Annotated in this window: 16 protein-coding genes and 1 tRNA gene; 11 read left to right on the top strand and 6 right to left on the bottom strand. The window is 62.7% G+C overall.

Going from position 1 to position 14,869, the window contains the following annotated elements; all coding sequences use genetic code 11:
* The first annotated feature begins 1 nt into the window (after nt 1).
* Nucleotides 2–805: an indole-3-glycerol phosphate synthase TrpC gene (trpC, locus tag AC3WOY_RS16920; protein ID WP_492425810.1), complete on the top strand. Its 804-nt coding sequence runs from the start codon at nt 2–4 to the stop codon at nt 803–805.
* Here trpC and AC3WOY_RS16915 read toward each other — a convergent pair whose 3' ends face one another.
* The 6 genes from AC3WOY_RS16915 to AC3WOY_RS16890 form a co-directional block, all read right to left on the bottom strand.
* Entirely contained in the window at nt 806–2,599 is a 1,794-nt protein-coding gene (locus AC3WOY_RS16915; protein ID WP_492425808.1) for a M61 family metallopeptidase, read from the bottom strand.
* 7 nt (nt 2,600–2,606) lie between these two features.
* Entirely contained in the window at nt 2,607–3,065 is a 459-nt protein-coding gene (locus tag AC3WOY_RS16910; RefSeq protein WP_492425806.1) for a DUF3429 domain-containing protein, read from the bottom strand.
* A 64-nt stretch (nt 3,066–3,129) separates the two neighbouring features.
* The gene (locus tag AC3WOY_RS16905; RefSeq protein ID WP_492425804.1) at nt 3,130–3,714 is read right to left on the bottom strand and encodes a nucleotidyltransferase family protein; all 585 of its coding nucleotides are present in this window, start codon (nt 3,712–3,714) and stop codon (nt 3,130–3,132) included.
* A complete protein-coding gene (locus tag AC3WOY_RS16900; RefSeq protein ID WP_492425802.1) occupies nt 3,707–4,165 on the bottom strand; it encodes a (2Fe-2S)-binding protein in 459 nt (152 codons plus the stop codon). Before AC3WOY_RS16900 ends, AC3WOY_RS16905 begins: the two co-directional genes overlap by 8 nt.
* 203 nt (nt 4,166–4,368) lie before the next feature.
* Nucleotides 4,369–5,088, bottom strand: coding sequence for a DsbC family protein (locus AC3WOY_RS16895; RefSeq protein ID WP_492429337.1), 720 nt, complete (start codon nt 5,086–5,088; stop codon nt 4,369–4,371).
* A 31-nt stretch (nt 5,089–5,119) separates the two neighbouring features.
* Entirely contained in the window at nt 5,120–6,310 is a 1,191-nt protein-coding gene (locus AC3WOY_RS16890; RefSeq protein WP_492425800.1) for a UbiH/UbiF family hydroxylase, read from the bottom strand.
* A 121-nt stretch (nt 6,311–6,431) separates the two neighbouring features.
* Between AC3WOY_RS16890 and AC3WOY_RS16885 the strand changes: the two genes are divergently transcribed.
* The 10 genes from AC3WOY_RS16885 (at nt 6,432) to prmC (ending at nt 14,821) form a co-directional block, all read left to right on the top strand.
* Nucleotides 6,432–6,507: transfer RNA gene (locus AC3WOY_RS16885), tRNA-Phe, on the top strand.
* A gap of 160 nt (nt 6,508–6,667) precedes the next feature.
* Nucleotides 6,668–7,348 (top strand): response regulator, encoded by a 681-nt coding sequence (locus AC3WOY_RS16880; RefSeq protein ID WP_492425798.1) that lies wholly within the window; start codon nt 6,668–6,670, stop codon nt 7,346–7,348.
* A complete protein-coding gene (locus tag AC3WOY_RS16875; RefSeq protein ID WP_492425796.1) occupies nt 7,329–8,729 on the top strand; it encodes a sensor histidine kinase in 1,401 nt (466 codons plus the stop codon). The genes AC3WOY_RS16880 and AC3WOY_RS16875 overlap by 20 nt, the downstream gene beginning before the upstream one ends.
* Nucleotides 8,730–8,892: 163 nt before the next feature.
* Complete coding sequence (locus AC3WOY_RS16870) at nt 8,893–9,591, top strand: TerC family protein (RefSeq protein ID WP_492425794.1); 699 nt, start codon at nt 8,893–8,895, stop codon at nt 9,589–9,591.
* Nucleotides 9,592–9,622: 31 nt separating this feature from the next.
* Nucleotides 9,623–10,069 (top strand): universal stress protein, encoded by a 447-nt coding sequence (locus AC3WOY_RS16865; RefSeq protein ID WP_492425792.1) that lies wholly within the window; start codon nt 9,623–9,625, stop codon nt 10,067–10,069.
* An 86-nt stretch (nt 10,070–10,155) separates the two neighbouring features.
* Complete coding sequence (locus AC3WOY_RS16860; protein WP_492425790.1) at nt 10,156–10,827, top strand: response regulator transcription factor; 672 nt, start codon at nt 10,156–10,158, stop codon at nt 10,825–10,827.
* A 135-nt stretch (nt 10,828–10,962) separates the two neighbouring features.
* The gene (hemA, locus tag AC3WOY_RS16855) at nt 10,963–12,252 is read left to right on the top strand and encodes a glutamyl-tRNA reductase (RefSeq protein ID WP_492425788.1); all 1,290 of its coding nucleotides are present in this window, start codon (nt 10,963–10,965) and stop codon (nt 12,250–12,252) included.
* A gap of 89 nt (nt 12,253–12,341) precedes the next feature.
* A complete protein-coding gene (gene prfA, locus AC3WOY_RS16850; protein WP_492425786.1) occupies nt 12,342–13,424 on the top strand; it encodes a peptide chain release factor 1 in 1,083 nt (360 codons plus the stop codon).
* Nucleotides 13,425–13,517: 93 nt separating this feature from the next.
* Nucleotides 13,518–13,994, top strand: coding sequence for a disulfide bond formation protein B (locus AC3WOY_RS16845; RefSeq protein ID WP_492425784.1), 477 nt, complete (start codon nt 13,518–13,520; stop codon nt 13,992–13,994).
* A complete protein-coding gene (gene prmC / locus AC3WOY_RS16840) occupies nt 13,994–14,821 on the top strand; it encodes a peptide chain release factor N(5)-glutamine methyltransferase (RefSeq protein WP_492425782.1) in 828 nt (275 codons plus the stop codon). Before AC3WOY_RS16845 ends, prmC begins: the two co-directional genes overlap by 1 nt.
* Nucleotides 14,822–14,869: the final 48 nt, after the last annotated feature.

Genomic DNA, 14,869 nt, shown 5'->3' with positions numbered 1-14,869 from the left:
CATGTCTGATATCCTCAAGAAAATCCTCGACGTCAAGGCGGATGAAGTCGCTGCGGCGAAAAAGCACCGCGACCTGGCGAGCCTGCGCCGTGATGTGGAGAGCAATACCGAAGCGCGCAAGGACCTGCGCGGCTTTGAAGCGAGCCTGCGCTCGAAGATCAAGTCGGGTCACGCCGGTGTGATTGCTGAAGTGAAGAAGGCCTCGCCGTCGAAAGGCGTGCTGCGTCCCGATTTCCACCCGGCCGATATCGCCGCGAGCTATGCAAAACACGGCGCTGCCTGCCTGTCTGTCCTGACCGACGTGCAATTCTTCCAGGGCGCGCCGGAGTACCTGCGGCAGGCCCGCGCAGCGTGCGAACTGCCGGTGCTGCGCAAGGATTTCATGATCGACGTGTACCAGGTGTACGAAGCGCGCTCCTGGGGCGCGGACTGCATCCTGCTGATCGTATCAGCGCTCGATCACGGCCTGATGGCCGAGCTCGAAGCCTGCGCGCACGAACTCGGCATGGGCGTGCTGGTCGAGGTGCATGACGGCGACGAACTGACCGCCGCATTGAAGCTGAAGACGGCAATGGTCGGCATCAACAACCGCAACCTGCGCACCTTCGAAACCTCCCTGCAGACCACGATCGGCCTGCTGCCGCGCATCCCGGCGGACAAGATGGTCGTTACCGAGTCGGGCATCCTCGCGCCTGACGACGTGAAGAAGATGCGCGACGCCGACGTGCATGCCTTCCTCGTTGGCGAAGCCTTCATGCGCGCGCCCGATCCGGGCGTGGAACTGAACCGGCTGTTCGCCGGCTGATCAGTCTGCCGTTCCCAGCCAGGCGGCGCGCACGCGCGCTGCCGCCGCCGGCTTTTCCAGCGCCTTCAGCTCCACCTGCGGCGCATCGTCAGGCGCAAGCGCCGCCGTGAAAACCATCAGTTCATCGCGGCGGAACACATGCAGCACGACTTCATCCCCTGCCTTGTAGCGTGCCAGCAGCCCGTCGAGATTGGTCGCCGTCACGCGCAATCCATCCACGGCGACAAGGATGTCGCCGGCCGACACGCCTGCCGCATGCGCCGGGCCGCCCTCGTACACATTGGCGAGTTTGCAGTCGTTGCCCTCGCGTGAAGTGCGAACGCCGAGTGCGGGCTTCCGGGTTTTCCGGTTGTCCGCCAGTTCGACGCCGAAGGGGGCAAGCAGCTTGCCGAGCGGCAGGTCCTCAGTGCCACGCACATAGCGATCGAAGAATCGCTTGAGCCTGAGTCCGGTCACTTCGTCGAACAGCGCCTCGGCATCCGCTTCCGACACGCCGATCCCCTCGCCTTCGTAGAAATCGCGGCCGTAGCGATCCCACAGGGCGCGCATTACATCGTCGAGGGATTTCCTGCCCTTCGTTTCGGCGCGTATCGTCAGGTCCAGCGCAAGGCCGACATGCGAACCTTTTGCGTAATAGCTGACGATCGCGTTCGGAGAATTCTCGTCCTGCCGATAATACTTGGTCCACGCATCGAAACTCGATTCGGCGACGCTCTGCTTGGCACGTCCGCTGCCGCGCAATACGCTGTTGACCGACTTGGCCACGAGTTTGAGATAGGCGGCTTCATCGATCAGCCCGCTGCGCACGAGCATGAGGTCGTCGTAGTAGCTGGTGAATCCCTCGAAGAGCCAGAGCAGCGTCGTGTAGCCCTCGGCGCGCAGGTCGTACGGCGCGAACACGTCGGGCTTGATGCGCTTGACGTTCCAGGTATGGAAATACTCGTGGCTGCACAACCCGAGATAGGTGCGGTAGCCTTCGCTCATCTCCTTCTGGCCCTTGACCGGCAGGTCGTTGCGCGAGCAGATCAGCGCCGTCGACGCGCGATGCTCGAGGCCGCCGTATCCATCGCCGACGGCCAGCGTCATGAACACGTAGCGGTCCATGGGCGCGCGCCGTGTCTTCGGCTCGAACAGGGCGATCTGCGCTTCGCATACCTTCCTGAGATCGTTGACGAGGCGGGCCATGTCCAGGTTGGGGACACGGCCGGTAATGACAATGTCGTGCGCCACGCCGTGCGCCTTGAATGTCGCCAGCTCGAACGTCCCCATTTCAACCGGCGAATCGATCAGCTCGTCGTAATCAGTCGCGATGTAGGTGCCGAAGCCATAGCGGCGCGCTTTCAGTTCTGGCAGCGCCGTTGCTACGCGCCATGCCTTGTAGAGGTCGCCTTCGGGTCGCTTGATGTCGACCACGTGCGGCAACTGTTCCTGACTTGCCACGGCCAGGAAGACGCTGGTGCCGTTGAAGAAACCGTGCGTCTGGTCGAGGTGGGCGGCGCGGACGGAGAGGTCCCATGCATAGACTTCATAGGTCAGCGTGAGCTTCTTCCCGCAGGGTGCGGCCTGCCAGGTGTGCTTGTCCAGCTTGTTCAGCGCGACGGGCTTGCCTCCCGACTGCGCGGTGAGGCGCACGATGTTGCGCGCGAATTCCCGGATCATGTAGCTGCCGGGAATCCACGCCGGCAGCGTGAACACCTGTCCGTCAACGGCAGGATCCTGCACGGTAAGCGTCACCTCGAACAGGTGGGCTGCGGGGTCCTTGGGGACGATGTTGTAGTGAACGGCGTTTTTCATGCGACTCCTATCCTCTGACGTTGGCGGCGATAACGGACAATGCGAGCGCGGCGACCACCGCGCAAGTCAGCCTGAAGCGTAAGTGCAGGAACCAGTCCGGCATGCGGTACCAGGCAAGCAGATGCTTGTCGACCCGGTAGGCGATGATGAATCCGGCCATCAGCACGGCGAATCCGAAGCCGCCCATGAGCGTGGCCGACCAGGCGAGTAGCGGCGGCAATACGCTCCAGACAAATGCCTTGCGGGTTTGTTCCTCCGACAATCCTGTCGACAGGATGGCGGCGCTCATGTGCATGCCGCCGAGGAAGGAAAGGATGGCAATGCCATACGCAAGCTGGCCGCGGATGAAGTAGCCCAGCCAGTCGGGCGGCACCATCCAGCAGGCGACCATGAGGAGCAGGAAGGGCATCGTGCCGGCGATACCGAGCAGGTGGGCGAAGTGTTTGTTCAGGAATTGGCTGTTCATGCGGAGGACGGTTGGAGCGCAGAAGGCGACAGCCGCATAGTGTAGCCGGATTGTTCGCTGCGGCTCAATTCCGGGCGAGCAGGTCCGGCGGCGTATCGATGTCTTGCAGGATGCCCGGGTCATCGACGGCGATCGCCGTCACCGGATGCGCCTGAAGCAGCCTGCGGGCGCCTTCGTCACCGCACAACTGCAGCAGTTCGTCGAGGTGCATGCGGCCAAATGCGACCGGGTTGCCCCGCCTGCCGCCGATCGTGGGCGCGGCAATGCCGGCACCCGCCGCCACCGCTGCAGCAAGCGCCGCGGCTGTCGCCGGCTGAACAAACGGCATGTCGGCCAATGCGATGACCCAGCCCCGCGCCATCCGCTTGCACGACAAGGCATGCACAAGCGAGGCGGCCATGCCTTCGTCCGCATGGTCGCAGACGGTTACCTCGCACCCGGCTCCATTCAGTTTTGCAGCGAGCTTGTCATTGCCGGGACGGACAACCGCGAGGACGGATGGCAGTGCCGCAAGCAGGTTGCGCGCGGCGGCAACGGCGACCTCTTCACCGTCTGCGAGCGGCTGCAGCAGCTTGTTGCGCTGCCCGGTGGCGTCGAAGCGCGCGCCGCGACCGGCTGCGAGCAGGATACCGACGAGTGCGTCAGACAAGGCTTTTCGCTGCGTCCTTGATCGCAGTCCGGATGCGCTGGTAGGTACCGCAACGGCAGATGTTGCCGCTCATGGCCGCATCGATGTCCGCGTCGGTCGGCGCCCTGTTGATTCGCAGAAGCGCGGTGGCCGTCATCACCTGCCCGCTCTGGCAATAGCCGCACTGCGGGACATCATGCTTGACCCATGCGTCCTGCACAGCCTTGCCGACGCGATCGGACTCCATGGCTTCGATGGTCGTGATCTTCTTGCCGGCGACGCTGGCAATCGGCGTCACGCAGGAACGGATCGGCTGGCCGTCGAGGTGCACCGTGCAGGCGCCGCAGAGCGCCGCGCCGCAGCCGAACTTCGTGCCGGTCATGCCGAGGTTGTCGCGCAGCGCCCAGAGCACTGGTGTCGAAGGATCGGCGTCCACCTGGACGTCGCGGCCGTTGATGTTGAGTGTGACCATGGTTCTCCTTTTATGCGTTGACGTTCACCACCAGCCTGCCGCGCACCTTTCCTTCGATGATGTCCCGTGCCGTCTTCTTTCTTGTTGAGCAGGATCGCGTTGAACATCGCTCGCCTCCTTGATGGGCTGCGGACATATTGTGATGTAAAAAATGGCGCGCCTCTTGCGAGTGCGCGCCATTCGAAGGATTCCTCTACTGCGTCTTACTTGATGGAAGCAAGCTTGGCCTCCAGCGCCTTCTGGTCGACCGCGCCGGGAATGCGCGTGCCATCGGTGAAGAAGACGGTCGGGGTGCCGGTCACCTTCATCTTCTGGCCAAGGGCGAGGATCTTGTCGTTGGGCGCGGTGCAGTTGGCCGGCGCCGCCTCGGGCTGTTTGCCTTTCAGCATCCAGTCATCCCAGGCCTTGACGCGATCGGTGGAGCACCAGATGTTGCGCGACTTGACCGTGGAATCCTCGGACAGGATGTTGTACATGAAGGTGTAGACCGTCACGTTGTCCATCTCGTTGAGGGTCTGGCGGAAGCGCTTGCAGTAGCCGCAGTTCGGGTCCTCGAAGACCGCGATCACGCGCTTGCCGTTGCCCTTGACCATCTTCAGCGCGGAATCGAGCGGCAGGTCGGAGAACTTGATCTTGTTGATCTCGTCCAGGCGGGCCTTGGTGTGGTCCTGGAAGGTCTTGGTATCGACGATGCGGCCGATGAACAGGAAGTCCCCTTTGGCGTCGGTGTAGAAGATGTCGCCCGCGACGCGCACCTCGTACAAGCCTCCGAACGGAGTCTTGGTGACGCTCTCGATCTTCGCGCCGTCACCAAGACGGGGCTCGATCGCCTTGCGGATCGCGGCCTCCTGTGCCGATTGTGCCACTGCGGTACCGGCAGCGAGGGTGAATGCAGCGAGTGCCGCGAATTGTTTCAGTTTCATCATGGTGTCGGGGATACCCTTTGGAGAGTCTTTATGACCGCTTTCCCAATGCATGGGAAATCAGCGCTCGTTTTATGACAGGCAATTTGTTGACAAAGTTCAAGCCCAGGTTGCGCGCAATCCGGACCGGCTCGAAGTCGGCGGAAAACAGTCGCTCCAGTCCATCGGTCGCCAGTTGCATGAGGAAGATGTCTTCCTTGCGCGCCCGGGCATAACGGCCCAGCACCCGTTCATCGCCGCAATCCCGATGCGATTCACGCTCCGAAACAGCCTTGATGAGCGCCTCGACATCGGCAAAGCCGAGGTTCATGCCATGGCCGGCCAGCGGATGCACGACATGGGCGGCATCACCGATAAGCGCCACGCGGGGCGCAACAATCGCATGCGGCCGCATCAGGGTCAGGGGGAAGGCCTTGACCAGTTCAGGCTGCACCGGACGCAGTTGTCCAAGCTGGCCGCCGGAAAGCGTCGTCAGGCGTTCGGCCAATTGGGTGAGCGATTCTCCCAGCAAGGTCTGTGCGAGCGCTTCGGGCGCCGACCAGACCAGCGAAACGCGCTGCCCCGGCAACGGCAGCAATGCGACGATGCCTTCGCTGGAAGTGAACCACTGGAAGGCCGTACCGTGGTGCGGCTTGTCGCATTCGAAATTGGTGACGATGGCGCGCTGGCCGTACGAACGGTAATCGATGCCGATATCGCATTGCCCGCGCACCCAGGACTGGGCGCCGTCGGCGCCGACCACGAGCGAGGCTTCCAGCACATCGCCGTTGTCGAGGCGGACGCTGGCGCCCTGCAGATCGGTTCGCAGTTCAACCGCTCGTCCGGTGACGACCCGGAGGTTGGGCGCGAACTTGAGGGCGGCATCGAGTGCGGAGCCGAGGTTGCTGTCCTCGACGATCCAGGCCAATGCGCCAGTGCGTGCGCCATAGGCGTCGAAGGTAAGGTTGCCGGCCTGCGCGCCGTCGCCCTTGACGTCCATGGCATCGACCGCCGCAACGCGGGATGCGTCCAGCGCCTGCCAGACCTTAAGGGAGGTGAGCAGGTCGTGCGCAACGTGGTTCAGGGCATAGACACGGACGTCCCAGCTTGCCTGGCCGGAGCCAGGACGGCTTTCCGGCGGACTGAGCAGCGTCACCGACAAGCCGGCTTGGGCGAAGCCAAGCGCAGCGGCCTTGCCGACAGCGCCGTTTCCGATGACACAGATATTGCTTTGGATTTGCATGAAGCAGGCACCCGGAAGTGACAAAAACAGTAGATTCCGGGGTCATTATAGCGGTTCAAAAAAGTCCCGGCTGCAAAAAGGTCTTGCATATTCCGATAGCTTTGCTATACTTGCGCGCCTTGGCCTGGTAGCTCAGTTGGTAGAGCAGAGGATTGAAAATCCTTGTGTCGGTGGTTCGATTCCGCCCCGGGCCACCAAGAAAAATCAAGGGCTTACAGCGAATTCGTTGTAAGCCCTTTTGTTTTTCCGTCCACGCCGATTTCTGCAAGCATTCCCCCCGCATTGACCGGAAAGGCTGAATAGTCAGTTAGAATCCCCGGCATTGCCCTCCCCCGAGCAATCGGATACCCCAACACAATGCGAATTCTCCTAGTCGAGGATGACGAGACCCTCGCCGACGCCCTGTACCGCGCGTTCGTGCAATCGGCTTATGCGGTGGATCTTGTCGCCAACGGCGACCAGGCCGACAAGGCGCTGACCATCCACACCTATGACCTGGTCGTGCTCGACATCGGCCTGCCCGGGATGAGCGGCTTCGATATCGTCCGGCGCCTGCGCTCTCGCAAGTCAGGTGTGCCGGTCCTGATCCTTACCGCGCTCGACGCGCTCAGTGACCGCGTGCGCGGGCTGGATCTCGGCGCCGACGACTATCTCACCAAACCTTTCGACCTGCCCGAACTGGAAGCACGGGTGCGCGCCCTGCTGCGCCGGGGGCATGGCAATTCCACGCCCGACCTGGTCCACGGCAAGCTGCGGCTGGATACCGCAGGCCGCCGCCTGTACCACGACAACCAGCCAATCGAACTGTCCGCGCGCGAGCTCGCGCTGTTCGAACTGCTGCTGATGAAGGAAGGCCGCGTAGTCAGCAAGGAGCAGATGGTCAACCATCTCTATGGCTGGGGCGACGATGTCGGCCCCAATGCGATGGAAGTCTACGTCTACCGCGTGCGCAAGAAGCTCGAGACGTACGGTTGCCGCATCCGCACGATTCGCGGCATGGGATACCTGCTGGAACACGATGACAGTGCGGCTGACTGATTCCACCCTGCGGCGAACGCTGCTTGCATGGCTGCTGGGGCCGCTCGTCGTTCTGCTGCTGCTCGATGTCGCCGTTACCTATTCCTCTTCAGTCCGGTACTCGAACCAGGCATACGACCGCGCGCTGCATGAAATCGCCCGCGAGGTATGCCTGCACGTGCGCTACGACGGCGACCGGCCTCGCCTGGAGATGCCTCCCGGCACCGAACGGCTGCTGATGGTCGACCAGGACGACCGGATCTTCTACAAGGTCGTGGCGGAGGACGGCAGTCTCGTCGGCGGCGATCCCAGCGTGCCGGCACCGCAGAAGCTGTACGACGGCAGGCCGGCGTTCTACGACGACATGCTGGGCAACGAACGCGTACGGATGGTTGCCGCCCACATGAAATGCGACGAAAAGGGAAAGCACGGGAGCGTGCTGGTGCAAGCGGCCGAAACCCTGAACAAGCGCAGCCGCCTCGCCGGCGATATCCGCGCCAGCGTCTTCATTCCCCAGCTGCTCCTGATTGCGCTGGCGGCGATCGTCGTGTACTACGGCGTCGCGCGCAGCCTGCATCCGCTGCAGTTGCTCAAGCGCGCCGTGTCCGACCGCTCCCACCTCGACCTCAGCCCGATTCCGACTACCGGCGTCCCCGGGGAGGTGAGACCGCTGGTAGAGGAAGTGAACGAGCTGATGCTGCGGCTCGGCACGACGCTGAATTTCCAGAACCGCTTCATCGCCGACGCGGCTCACCAGCTCAAGACTCCGGTGGCCGGCATCAAGGCGCAGATCGAAGTCGCCCTGCGGGAGCAGAATCTCGGCGAAATGCAGCGCTCCCTGGCACAGCTCTACATGAGCGCCGACCGCCTGTCTCACCTGGTCGGACAACTGCTGTCGCTGGCCCGCAATGAACCGGGCGCGGTCGAGGCCCTCGCCCTGCAGCGCCTGGACCTGAACGCACTGGCGCTCGATGTGACCATGGAGTGGGTGCCGGAAGCCTTGAAACGCAATGTCGACCTGGGCTTCGAAGGCGACCAGGCGATCATGATCAAAGGCGATCCGCACCGCCTGCGCGAGCTGATCAACAACCTGATCGACAATGCGGTGCGCTATAGCCAGGACGGCGGACATGTGACGGTACGCGTCGGCCGCGAAGAACAGCCGCAGCTTTCCATCAGCGACGATGGCCCGAAGATTCCGGTGGAAGAGCGGCAGCGGATTTTCGAACGCTTCCATCGCCTGCTCGGCACCCACACCGATGGCAGCGGCCTCGGTCTGGCCATCGTCAGCGAAATCGCTTCCCTGCACAAGGCGCGGATCACGCTGGAAGAAGATGCCGACGGCATCGGCAACACATTCACGGTCGAATTCCCGAACCCGGACAGCCCTCCGCCGGATTGAAAAAGCACGTCCTTTCACCGACTTCCTCCGCTGTAAGCTTCGTGAAAGGATCGGTTCAGCCTGGCGTAAGGAAGCAGACAGGGAGGAGACAGGCCCTCTCCTTATCCTTGTTGACAGTCGAAGACAGCTGGTCTTCATCGGTCATCATAAACAAGGAGATATCATGTCGTTCCTCACGAGCCCGGAATTCTGGGTAGCCCTTTCGCAAATCATCCTGATCAACATCGTCCTCAGCGGCGACAATGCGGTCGTCATCGCGCTCGCGTCCCGCTCGCTGCCGCCCAAGCAGCAGAAGATGGCGATCATGTGCGGCAGTGTCGGCGCGATCGTCCTGCGGATCGTGCTGACGTTCTTCGCGGTCTACCTGTTGTCCCTGCCCTACCTGAAACTCGCCGGCGCCGTCCTGTTGCTGTGGATCGGCGTGAACCTGCTCAAGGGCGAAGATGAAGAAGAAGAGCTCGAAGGGCACTCGAACCTGGCCGCCGCCATCAAGACCATCGTGATCGCCGACCTGGTCATGAGCCTGGACAACGTGATCGGTGTGGCGGCAGCGGCCAAGGGCAATGTCGTCCTGCTGGTCGTCGGTCTTGCCGTCAGCATTCCGCTCATCATCTACGGCAGCACGCTGATCCTGAAATTGATGAACCGCTTCCCGGTCATCATCACCATCGGCGCCGCCCTCCTTGGCTGGGTCGCAGGCGAAATGGCATTCTCCGACCCGGCGGTCAAGGCCTTTGCCGAAGCCAACCACAACCTGCACCTGGTTCCGCCGGTCGCCTGCGCCCTGCTGGTGATCGCGGTTGGCAAATGGCTGCAAAGCCGGGCCCCCAGTTCTTCCGAGCCGCTCGAACAACTGAACTAAGCGAGCATCCGTCCAATTACAGGGAGAAAACATGGGGCTGAAACAGGTGCTGATCCCGGTCACCCTCCACACGACCGAGCGGCAGCTTCAAAGCGCACTGGCCGAGGCGATCGTCATTTACCGGATGGACCCGGACGTGCGCGTGCACTTGCTGAACGTTCAAGTGCCTGTGTCGCGCCATGTATCCGACTTTTTCGACAGCGCGGAACTGCGCCGCATCCATATGGAAACCGGTATGGAGGAACTGACCGAAGCAAGGTCGCTGCTGGATGCTGCGGCCGTTCCCTACAAGGTGCACATCGAGATCGGTCGCACGGCGGAAACCATTGTACGGGTCGCGCAGGAGTTCAACTGCAGCAAGATTCTCATGGGGCACGCTACGCAGCCGGGACTGCCGGAAAGGATCTTTGGAACCGTCGTGAGCCAGGTGCGGCACCTGCTCCAGCCCGCCTCCAACTGCCAGGTCATCGGCTCCTGACGAAACCAATTCCACCGCCCGCGGCATTATCCTCGCCAGCAAGGCGCCCGGATACGCTACCATCCTGATCCATGCGAATAACCGTCATGGATCAGGACAAGGACCTGGCTGAAGCGATCTGCACAATTCTTCGCGCCAGTGGTCACCTCCCCTCACAGGCTACCGATGCCGCAGCGCTGCTGGAACAGCTTCACCATGGAGACACGGATCTGCTGGTCCTCGACGCCGCTTCACATCCCGCTACGGTAAAAAAACTGGTCCATGCCGCAAGGCACTCTTCGCAATCCATCCCTGTCCTGCTGCTCAGCTCCCGTTCCGCGGAGGATGAGCTCATGACCGCGCTGGAGGCAGGCGCCAGCGATTACCTGGTCAAGCCCGTTCGGCACGGTGAGCTTGCCCTGCGCATCCAGGTGCTGCTCAGGCGCGCCTACCCGGACCGGCATGCCGGCGAGTCGCTGCGCTTCGATGCGTATGCCTTCGACACCGCGTCGGCGCGCGTCATGAGGGAGGGCAAGACCGTTGAAGTGACGCAGAAGGAATTCGACCTCGCACTGCTGTTCTTTCGCCATCTCGGCCGTCCGCTGTCGCGCGCTTACATCCGTGAAGCGATCTGGCCAGGGGAATCGGAACTGCCGTCTCGCACGCTGGACACCCACGTATCTCGCGTGCGCAGCAAACTCGGCCTGCGTCCTGAAAACGGCTACCGGCTGGCACCGGTCTACAGTTTCGGCTATCAGCTGGAGCAGTTGTCCGCGTGAACGAAGCCTGCACCGGCACTGTCCTACACATGTCGCTTCGCGCACAGATAGCGTTTTATCAACAAAAATCCCTCAACTTATGCTAGGACGCAACAAGCTATAATAGAGGGTCAGGAATTCCCGCACTTAATCCGAATGCAGCTTCTAGCCGTCGGTCTCAACCACACCACAGCGCCCGTCTCGCTGCGCGAAAAAGTCGCCTTCCCTGCCGATACGATCGGCGAGGCAGTCGCTTCCGCGCGCGCCTGGTTCGGTCGCGCCACTGCCTCCGGGACCTCTGACGAGGCTGCAATCCTGTCGACCTGCAACCGCACCGAACTGTACGCGGCCAGTCATATTCCCGGCGGCGTCGATGCCGCGATCGACACGACGGCGCGCTTCCTCGCGGAATACCACAAGCTGTCGTACGCGGAACTGCGCCCCTACCTGTACACCCTGCCGCAGGACAATGCGGTGCGCCACGCCTTCCGCGTCGCCTCCGGCCTGGATTCGATGGTGCTCGGCGAAGCACAGATCCTCGGCCAGATGAAGGATGCCGTTCGCCGCGCTGAAGCCGCAGGCGGACTCGGCACCTATCTGCACCAGATGTTCCAGCGCACCTTTGCCGTGGCAAAGGAAGTGCGCACCACGACCGAGATCGGCGCGCACAGCGTATCGATGGCTGCAGCGGCTGTCCGCCTGTCGCAGCGCATTTTCGACAAAATCTCCGAGCAGAATGTCCTGTTCATCGGCGCCGGCGAAATGATCGAACTGTGCGCGACGCACTTCGCTGCGCAGAACCCGAAATCGCTGACCGTTGCCAACCGCACCATGGAGCGCGGCGAAGCGCTGGCCCACCGCTTCAGCGGCAAGGCAATCCGCCTGGCCGACCTGCCGGACCAGCTGTCGCGCTTTGATATTGTCGTTTCCAGTACCGCATCCTCGCTGCCGATCATCGGCCTGGGCATGGTGGAACGCGCGATCAAGGCGCGCCGCCACAAGCCGATGTTCATGGTCGACCTCGCAGTGCCGCGCGATATCGAATCCGAAGTCGGCCGTCTCGACGATGTCTTCCTGTACACCGTCGATGACCTCGGCTCCGCAGTGCAGACCGGCATCGAGAACCGCCAGGCCGCCGTCGCGCAGGCCGAGGCCATCATCGAGACGCGCGTGCAATCCTTCATGCACTGGATCGAGAGCCGCGCCGTCGTTCCGGTCATCCGCGAACTGCACGACAACAGCGAAGCCATGCGCATCGCCGAGCTCGAGCGCGCAAAGAAACTCCTGGCCAAGGGCGAGGACATCGACGCCGTGCTTGAAGCACTCTCCAAGGGCATCACCGCCAAGTTCCTGCACGGCCCGCAACAGGCGCTGCACAATGCGCAAGGCGACGAACGCGCACGCCTGGCGGCCCTCCTCCCGCAGCTCTTCCGCACCAAGCGCTAGCTGCCGCCCACCTCCGGGGACTGCCCGCAGTCCCCGCCCGCGCGCCGCATCCATGCGGCGCTCCGAAGACTTCACGACCGCATAACGCCATGAAACCATCAATGCTTGCCAAGCTCGACCAGCTTGCCGAACGGCTGGAAGAACTCAACAACCTGCTGATGCAGGAAGGCGCGACGAACGACATGGACCAGTACCGCAAGCTGACGCGCGAGCACGCCGAACTGGGTCCGCTGGTGGCGCTGTACAAGGATTACAAGCAGGCGCATGAGGACATCGGGACTGCAAACGAGATGCTCGCCGATCCCGACATGAAGGATCTCGCTCAGGAAGAAATCGCGGCGGCGAAGGCCCGCATCGAAGAGCTGGAAGCAGAACTGCAAAAGATGCTGCTGCCGAAGGATCCCAACGACGAGCGCAACATCTACCTCGAAATCCGCGCCGGCACCGGCGGCGATGAAGCGGCGCTGTTCGCCGGCGACCTGCTGCGCATGTACACCCGCTATGCCGAGCGCAACCGCTGGCAGGTGGAGATGGTGTCGGAATCGCCGTCGGAAATCGGCGGCTACAAGGAAGTCATCGTGCGCATCATCGGACACGGCGCTTACTCGCGCCTGAAGTTCGAATCGGGCGGCCATCGCGTGCAGCGGGTGCCGGCGACAGAGACCCAGGGCCGCATCCACACCTCCGCCTGCACGGTGGCGGTGATGCCGGAAGCCGACGAGGTCGAAGATGTCGACATCAATCCGGCGGACATCCGCATCGACACCTACCGCGCCTCGGGCGCGGGCGGCCAGCACATCAACAAGACAGACTCGGCGGTGCGCATCACGCACATCCCGACCGGCATCGTGGTCGAATGCCAGGACGACCGCAGCCAGCACAAGAACAAGGCCTCGGCATTGAAGGTGCTTGCAGCGCGTATCAAGGACGTGCAATTGCGCGAGCAGCAAGCCAAGGAAGCAGCGACCCGCAAGTCGCTGATCGGCTCCGGCGACCGCAGCGAACGCATCCGCACCTACAACTTCCCCCAAGGCCGGATGACGGACCACCGCATCAACCTGACGCTGTACAAGCTGGATTTCATCATGGACGGCGACCTGGTAGAACTCACGAACTCGCTGCTTGCCGAACATCAGGCAGAATTGCTGGCGGCGCTCGCCGACGAGGCATAATTGCGGGCGGCGGCAGGAAGGACACTGTTGCCATTCCGGAACTTTCTTCGCCGTCACGACTCTGAAAGCATTTCCACCTTACAACAAAGACCCATGAAAACATCCAAACCGGTGCTGATTGCAATTGGCTTCATCGCCCTCGGGCTGGTCGGTTTTGCGCTCTACTTGCAGCATGTAAAGGGCCAGATGCCCTGCCCGCTGTGCGTGATCCAGCGTTACATGTTCATCCTGCTTGCCCTCGTGTGCTTCGTCTTCGCCGCCTTGCCGCGCGGCGCCACCAAGGCCGGCGCCAGCCTCGGCGCACTTGCTGCATTGGGCGGCGCGGGCGTGGCCGGCTGGCATGTGTGGGTGAAGGCCCACCCGAGCGTCTCCTGCGGCATCGACCCGCTTGAAACCGCGCTCAACCGCTATCCGACGGCGGAACTGCTGCCTTTCGTGTTCAAGGCGGACGGCTTGTGCTCCGCGGAATATCCGAACATCCTCGGCCTGTCCAATCCGCAGTGGTCGCTGATCTGGTTCCTGGCCTTTGCCCTGGTCCTGATCTGGGCCGCGCTGCGCCGTAGCCGCTGATGCAGGGTTTTACCATCGCGACCGGCACGACCGTCTCCAGCCTGTTGCGGCAGCCGCCGCTCGATGCGCTGGAAGCACGCATCCTGCTCTCCCATGCGCTGCAACTGTCGCGCGTGCAGCTCATCACCCAATCGGAAAGGACGCTCACCGAGCAGGAATGCACCGCCGTCGCGACGCTGTTCAACCGGCGGCTGCAAGGCGAACCGGTCGCCTATATCCTCGGTGAACGCGAATTCTTTGGGCTCCCGCTGCATGCCAGTCCGGATGTCCTGATTCCCCGCCCCGAAACCGAATTGCTTGTTGAACTGGCACTCGACCGATTGCCGGACAAGGCGCGCGTGCTCGACATGGGCACCGGCTCCGGCGCGATTGCGATTGCCATTTCGCATACCCGTGCCGATGCAATCGTCGCCGCCCTCGATGCCAGTGAAGCTGCCCTCGCCGTCGCCCGCCGCAATGCCGAGCGCCATCACGCGGCGGTACGGCTGGTCCACAGCGACTGGTACAGCGCACTTGGCGGTGAGCAATTCGACATGATCGTGTCCAATCCGCCCTACATCGAGGCCGGAGACCCACACCTGTCGCAGGGCGACCTGCGCTTCGAACCCGTCGATGCGCTGACCGACCACGGCGATGGCTTGACCGCCATTCGCTCCATCGTGGAAGGAACAGCATCCCACCTCGTGTCCGGCGGCTGGCTCCTGATGGAACACGGCTACGACCAGGCCGCCAAGGTACGCGAATTGCTGATCCGGCAAGGTTTCCGCGACGTGCAAAGCTGGCAGGACCTGGCCGGCATCGAACGCGTGACGGGAGGCGTGCGATAGTGCGTCAATCCTCGCTTTTTTGACTGTCAAGACTGGCGCAAACGCCCA

The organism is Noviherbaspirillum sp. FW303-A3, from assembly GCF_058788695.1.
This window is presented reverse-complemented; position numbering and strand designations above follow the sequence as displayed.